This is a genomic window from Blastomonas sp., assembly GCF_041747255.1.
In the GTDB taxonomy this organism is placed as follows: domain Bacteria; phylum Pseudomonadota; class Alphaproteobacteria; order Sphingomonadales; family Sphingomonadaceae; genus Blastomonas.
On sequence record NZ_JBGTFM010000186.1, the window covers coordinates 1 to 4,048 of the forward strand.

The following is a 4,048-nucleotide window of genomic DNA, read 5'->3' on the forward strand; positions in this document are numbered from 1 at the left end:
TCGCAGGGCATGCGCGGATCGCGGGCAAGGCCGTGCCCGCCAGCCGCTCGCGATAGGGGGGCACCGCCACCATCGCGATGGCGATAAGGGTACTGCGGTTGTGGTCGACAGGGCTGGTGCCTCGAGTGACTGGCATAGCAAAGGCGTGGCGAACCAGAACGGTAAAGTCCGATGTGTCGGTTGCGGCCAGCGCACAATACAGCGTGGCAACAGCAGCGCCGTCAGCCGTGTTCCCGGTGATTCGCGACAGGCCGGCGAGCGCCGCGCCGCGCCCCGGAGAGACCAGAACCATCCGGATCGCATCGTGGGTCACGCTTATCGACCGGATCGCCTCGTCGAGCGGCAACGGATCGGGCGCGTCATCCTGTGCCCAGCCCCATGCCGTTTGCATCGCCATGCGCGACAGCCAGCGGGGCAGCGGCAGCCGCCCGACGCGTACCGTGACATCGGGCACGCCGTCCTGCATCCCGTGCACCTCTGCGCGCACATTGACCCACAGACCGAGCAGCAGCGGGCGGCTGTAGTGCGCGGTCAGCGCGGCTGTGCTTTCGGGAGCGTCTTTGTCTGGCCCCAGCGTCGCGGTAACACGCGCGGGCGACAACGCCTGGCTGGCGAGCGCGGTGATCCCGGCAAGCTGCTGGCGGTCAAGCGTCAGCGCGATCTGCTGCCCGCGCCGGGTGTCCTTATCGGTCAGGTCCTTGAGCGCATCACTTGCGGCGGTGACATCTGCCGCATTTGGCGCGCTGGCAGGCGGAACCGCGGGCGCAGTGCTGAGCATCAGGGCGGTCAGCACGACAATGATGCCCAGCAGCAACAGCAGCAGTCGTTTCAGTCGGCTGGCGCGTGGCTGCACAGGCTGATCATCGTCAGGGTGCGCGGATGTCTCGGCTGGGTCGGGCTGCTTCGGCATCAATCAGGCTGGACCGATAGCGCGCATATCGGCTCCTGGCGCGAACGACGACAAAGCGCCGGAAACCGCAACGGCTCCCGGCGCTTGATCTTGCTATGCAACTGGTCGCGCACGCTTATGCGGGGGGCAGGGCATCCTGTGCCTGCTTGACCAGAGTCTTGAACACATCGCCTTCGTGCATCGCGATGTCGGCCAGCACTTTGCGGTCCAGTTCGACGCCTGCGAGCTTCAGCCCGTGGATGAACTGGCCATAGGTCAGGCCTTCCATGCGGGTGGCGGCATTGATGCGCTGAATCCACAGGGCGCGGAAGTTGCGCTTCTTCGCCTTGCGGTCACGATAGGCGTACTGCCCTGCCTTTTCGACCGCCTGACGGGCGACGCGGATGGTGTTTTTGCGACGGCCATAATAGCCCTTCGCCTGTTCTAAAATGCGCTTGTGCTTGGCGCGGGTGGTAACACCCCGTTTGACGCGTGCCATAAACTATATCCTTGATTAAACTCTTGAAATCGGTGCCGATGCAGGTCTCAGCCGAGACCGTAGGGCGCCCATTTCTTGATGGTGCGGGCATCGGCGTCAGAAATGACCTCGGTGCCGCGATTCTGGCGGATATACTTGGCGTTATGGCTCATCAAACGGTGACGCTTGCCTGCGACGCCGTGCTTAACCTTGCCGTTGGCGGTGATCTTGAAGCGTTTCTTCACACCGCTCTTGGTCTTGAGCTTGGGCATTTTGGTCTCCTTCACTGGAAGTCCGTAGCGAGTGAACATGGCAGCCCATTACCAGCCAGCCCACTCAATCGGAAGCGCGTGCGGTTAGCGGGATTCGTGCGGGAATGCAAGCGCAACGCGCTATTTCAGCCGCGCGGCATGCCAGGCGAGGTGATCGGCCATGAAGGTCGAGATGAAATAATAGCTGTGGTCATAGCCTTCGCGCATGTTGAGCGTGAGCGCGATGCCTGCCGTCTCGCATGCCTCGGCCAGTAGCTGAGGTTTGAGCTGCTCTTCAAGAAAATCGTCGGCCGTGCCCTGATCGACCAGAATGTTGGGCACGCGCGCGCCGTCCTCGATCAGCGCGCAGGCGTCGTATGCGCGCCAGTCGCTGTGGTCATCGCCCAGATAGCCGCCGAGCGCTTTCTGGCCCCACGGACACTGCATTAGCGCAACGATCGGCGAGAACGCCGAGATGCTCCTGAACGTGTTGGGGTTGCGCAACCCGATGGTCAGCGCGCCATGGCCGCCCATCGAATGGCCCATGATCGCCTGCGCGTCCATATCAGCGGTGGGAAACCTGGCCGCAATCAACGCGGGCAGCTCGCGCTCGATGTAGCTACGCATCCGGTAATGCTGCGCCCATGGCTTTTGCGTCGCATCGACATAAAAGCCCGCGCCCGTGCCAAAATCATAAACCTCGTCATCGGGCACATCATCGCCGCGCGGCGATGTATCGGGCGCGATGTAGATCAGGCCATGCTCGGCGCACGCGGCGCGGAACTCACCCTTTTCGGTGACATTGGCATGGGTGCAGGTGAGGCCGGAGAGATACCAGACCACCGGCAGCCGCGCGCCCGGGGGCGCATCGGGCACGAACACCGAGAAGGTCATCTCGGTGCCGGTTTCAGACGAATCATGGGCGTAAACGCCCTGGGTTCCGCCGTGGCTGCGGGTGGTCGATACCGTTTTCATTTGGTGAGTGCCTTACATCCGGTGCATCACGCAAACCTTGTTGCCCGCCGGATCGCGCAAATAGGCGAGATACAGCTTGCCGAAACTGCCTTCGCGCACGCCCGGCGGGTCTTCAATCGCAGTGCCGCCATTGGCGACCCCCGCCGCGTGCCATGCATCTGCCAGTTCGGGCGACGATGCAGCAAAACCGATGGTGCCGCCATTGGCTCCGCAGGCTGGCTCGCCATTGATCGGCGGGGTGATGATGAACAGACCGCCACCATGCATATAGATGATCCGGCCCTTGGGGTCGGCCATGCCGGGCTTCGCGCCGAGCGCACCCAGCGTTGCGTCATAAAAAGCCTTGGACGCGTCAGGATCGTTGGTCCCGATCATGATGTGTGAAAACATGTCTCGCTCTCTTTCGTTGGTGTTTTTAACCGGCTGATTAACGAGGGCATGGACAAGCGGCCCGCCCCCAGACAATATCGCCCGCGCACAACAAGGACCATTGACTGCCAAGGTCAAGGCCTAAGCGGGAGAGTGGGTGGCCATGATGCTGAAACGCGTGATTATGGGATGCGCGGCATTGCTCGGCGCGGGCTGTTCGGGGCCTGACCGGGAGGCCAGCGATACGGCGGGCGGCATCGACGGCGCGCGAATCATCGCCGCCGCCGGTGAGGAATGGCTGAGCCACGGTCGCACCTATGATGAGCAGCGTTACAGCCCGCTTGAGCAGATCAACACTGGCAACATCGCTGATCTTGGCCTCGCGTGGTTTGCCGATATGGACACCGCGCGCGGGCAGGAAGCGACGCCGCTGGTGATCGACGGCAAGATTTACGTCACCACCGCCTGGTCAAAGGTCAAGGCGTTCGATGCCACCAACGGCAAGCCCCTGTGGGATTATGACCCCAAGGTGCCGGGCGAAACCGGGGTCAAGGCGTGCTGCGATGTTGTCAACCGGGGGCTCGCTGCCTGGGGCAACATGCTGTTTCTGGGCACGCTCGACGGTCGGTTGGTGGCGCTTGATCGCGGCACGGGGCGCGAAATCTGGAGTACGGTCACGGTCGACCAGACCAAAGCATACACCATCACCGGCGCGCCGCGCGTGATCGATGGCATGGTGATCATCGGCAATGGCGGCGCAGAGTTTGGCGTGCGTGGTTATGTCTCCGCTTATGATGCGGCGACCGGCAAGCAGCTGTGGCGTTTTTACACCGTGCCCGACCGCCCCGGCGCAAACAGCGAAGCGCATCTCAAGGCGGCAGAAAAGACCTGGAAGGGTGAATACTGGAACATCGGTGGCGGCGGCACGGTGTGGGATGCAATGGCCTATGATCCCGATCTTGGCCTGCTGTATATCGGTGTCGGCAACGGCTCCCCGTGGAATCAGGCCTATCGCTCGCCCGGTGGCGGCGACAACCTGTATCTGTCGTCGATTGTCGCGATCCGGGTGAAGACCGGCGACTATGC

At 62.8% G+C, this 4,048-nt stretch carries 6 protein-coding genes; 1 reads left to right on the forward strand and 5 read right to left on the reverse strand.

The window, feature by feature from the left end:
• From ACEW8G_RS06525 to ACEW8G_RS06545, 5 genes are all read right to left on the reverse strand, one after another.
• Positions 1-910 (reverse strand): hypothetical protein (locus ACEW8G_RS06525; RefSeq protein ID WP_373487627.1); only part of this gene is annotated, 910 nt, incomplete at its 3' end.
• A gap of 115 nt (positions 911-1,025) precedes the next feature.
• Entirely contained in the window at positions 1,026-1,388 is a 363-nt protein-coding gene (gene rplT, locus ACEW8G_RS06530) for a 50S ribosomal protein L20 (RefSeq protein ID WP_373487628.1), read from the reverse strand.
• A gap of 47 nt (positions 1,389-1,435) precedes the next feature.
• A complete protein-coding gene (gene rpmI / locus ACEW8G_RS06535) occupies positions 1,436-1,639 on the reverse strand; it encodes a 50S ribosomal protein L35 (protein ID WP_373487629.1) in 204 nt (67 codons plus the stop codon).
• Positions 1,640-1,759: 120 nt separating this feature from the next.
• Positions 1,760-2,593: an S-formylglutathione hydrolase gene (gene fghA, locus ACEW8G_RS06540; protein WP_373487630.1), complete on the reverse strand. Its 834-nt coding sequence runs from the start codon at positions 2,591-2,593 to the stop codon at positions 1,760-1,762.
• 12 nt (positions 2,594-2,605) lie between these two features.
• On the reverse strand, positions 2,606-2,983 hold the full coding sequence (locus ACEW8G_RS06545) for a VOC family protein (RefSeq protein WP_373487631.1): 378 nt from the start codon (positions 2,981-2,983) through the stop codon (positions 2,606-2,608).
• 145 nt (positions 2,984-3,128) lie between these two features.
• Between ACEW8G_RS06545 and ACEW8G_RS06550 the strand changes: the two genes are divergently transcribed.
• On the forward strand, positions 3,129-4,048 hold a 920-nt coding region (locus ACEW8G_RS06550; RefSeq protein ID WP_373487632.1), incomplete at its 3' end, for a PQQ-binding-like beta-propeller repeat protein.